At 38.9% G+C, this 2,293-nt stretch carries 4 protein-coding genes; all 4 read left to right on the forward strand.

Annotated features, from left to right (window positions below):
• Positions 1-170: 170 nt before the first annotated feature.
• The 4 genes from H6G97_RS51765 (at position 171) to H6G97_RS50110 (ending at position 1,955) form a co-directional block, all read left to right on the forward strand.
• Positions 171-314, forward strand: coding sequence for a hypothetical protein (locus H6G97_RS51765; protein WP_199350189.1), 144 nt, complete (start codon positions 171-173; stop codon positions 312-314).
• 71 nt (positions 315-385) lie between these two features.
• Positions 386-790, forward strand: coding sequence for a hypothetical protein (locus tag H6G97_RS51770; protein ID WP_199350190.1), 405 nt, complete (start codon positions 386-388; stop codon positions 788-790).
• Positions 762-1,289 (forward strand): hypothetical protein, encoded by a 528-nt coding sequence (locus H6G97_RS51775; protein ID WP_199350192.1) that lies wholly within the window; start codon positions 762-764, stop codon positions 1,287-1,289. Before H6G97_RS51770 ends, H6G97_RS51775 begins: the two co-directional genes overlap by 29 nt.
• 381 nt (positions 1,290-1,670) lie before the next feature.
• Positions 1,671-1,955, forward strand: coding sequence for a hypothetical protein (locus H6G97_RS50110; RefSeq protein WP_190947656.1), 285 nt, complete (start codon positions 1,671-1,673; stop codon positions 1,953-1,955).
• The last annotated feature ends 338 nt before the right edge of the window (positions 1,956-2,293 follow it).

Here is a 2,293-nt window from a genome sequence, read left to right on the forward strand (position 1 = left end):
CCTTCGTTCTCTCATCTCAAATGGATGTTTGAGTGGTTTCTCCGAAACACTAACTTTGATTTTGCGACTCTTCAAATGTACGGAGCTTTTTCAGAAATCAAATACTAGTCCTATATGTTCGTAAAAAATGAGAGAAAAGGGCGTAGATAACATAAATAACAGCAAGAAAGATGGAAACCATTCTTGCCCACGCCCATACCCTAATGTATACGATTCTGGCATTGAAGCTAGCGTCGTTATCAACGAGACAACTTGGAAGCGATGCTAGGGCTATTTCTGGCAGCAGATGGAAAACCTTTGCCACACTACAGTAAATCCTTTTCTGTTAGCGCTCTAAGTAGATTTTTAAATACCTATAAATGGCCTACTCGTAAGCTAATTCCTCATGTTCGCCAACAGGCAATTGAGCTTAGTTTTCAGTCATTGCCCATTGGGAAGAAAAGCATTTCTACAAGTAATAATTGACCTAACAACTTTAGAGAAATGTGGTCAATTTAAAGCATTTAAAAATCTAATAACCGTTTACAACGGGAAACGAGGCTTGCATATAGTAGTTTTATATTTGGTAGTTGGACAATGGCGTATACCCTGGATTTTTCGTGTCTGGAGAGGTAAAGGGACGGCTAGTCCGTCTCAAATAGTATTACGAATGGTACGTCATTTACCCAAAGATTTAACCAAACGATTTCGGGTAAAAATTCTCGCTGATACTGCTTTTGGTACTAAGGATTTTATCAACAATCTTCGGGAACTAAAATATCATGCTGTTATTGGTATTGGAAGTAAATAGCAAGTTGGTTAATGGTTATCCAGTTAAACTTCTACATCATCGAGGGCAACAAGTTCGACTTGTTGGATTAGATTTTCCTGTTACTCTTTCTTGGTATTACTTCAAACGCGATAATGGTCAGTTTGTTAAAAGATATGTTATCTCTACACAACCTCTTAAAGCCAGTACTATTTCCTGGTGGGGTAAACACCGTTGGAAAATTGAAGGTTGGTTTAAAACTGCTAAACATCGCTTTGGTTTGGATAGATTTGGACAAGGTACTCTTTTAGGAATTTATCGTTGGTTAGTCTTGTCCATTACTGCCTATTTATTAGCATATTGGACGTATCTTTCATCCTGTTTTCCTGATTCTTTGGACTGGGGTCAAGCTGCTTTCCTTGCACTATCTACTTTTTTACCTCATTTAGTCTTGTCTTTATTGCTACTAAATATTGAACGGCTTCGACCCTTAGTACTTAGTCATGGAATTGACATTACTATTTCCAGGTGCAAGATATGAGAAGACACACCCTTGGCTGAGTGCGTGACAACCAATGGTTGTCAAAATTGGTCAAACATGAATGCATCATTACTCCAAAGAGCAATCGTCGGCTGTGGAGGGTGGTTGTAACAAGGGCAAAGGATTGGCGATCGTTTACGATAGGCATACTTTCACAAAAATACTCTACCGAGTTATTCACATCAGTAGAGTATATAAATTTACTATCATCATCTTTTACCAGATTCAGTTTATACTTTGGCAAATATTTATACCTCTGTATAAGTGCTGGAAATCTTGCCGAAAGCGATTATCCCAGAAGAGACAAACTTTCGGCAAAATCTCTCGGATTCCCTAATAACTTACTGTATTTTAGAATATCCGTTCTTCGTGGAGAGCCAAATGATTCCTATAGATATGAAACGACTCATTAAAAAAACCTCTAACCCAGTTCGCAAGAAAATAGAATTAACCCCAACACTGACTGAACCCATTGAGATGCCTGAGAGTCAAAATATTCCTGAAACAGTGATTGAACCAAATCCATCTGTGTACATTGAAGCATCAAAATCGGACTACATTTCTGAACACTATCGCCAAGAGCGCTTTAACTCAGTTGCCAACTCTGGGTGGCAACCGTCTGACGTGTGGCGCGAGTTGAGAGTTGATGATTTTTGTCGTGGGTGAGTCAGTATTTAAACTTTATAGTACATTAAAACTACTTATTTCAGATAGCATACCTGTATTACTTACCACCTGACTATGCAACCAGTTGCTACAGTGAGAAGCTATAACGATTGGTGATCACAACTCATCTCTGAGCCAACTGAACCCAGTTCTCAACGCCGCCTCCACCGTGTAATAAATCTTTTGTTCTCTGAATATGCCACCTGTGCGGCGGCTGATGATACGGGATTCCCAGCATTGAGCAGGTGTGTAAAAAACTATTAGAGTGCTGCCTTTAATACAGATAACTTCTTAGAGGCTGTTTCTAAATAAATTTAAAGGGTATGAATGCGGTAATT

Origin of the sequence: Nostoc flagelliforme FACHB-838 (assembly GCF_014698065.1) — a bacterium.
Taxonomy (GTDB): domain Bacteria; phylum Cyanobacteriota; class Cyanobacteriia; order Cyanobacteriales; family Nostocaceae; genus Nostoc; species Nostoc flagelliforme_B.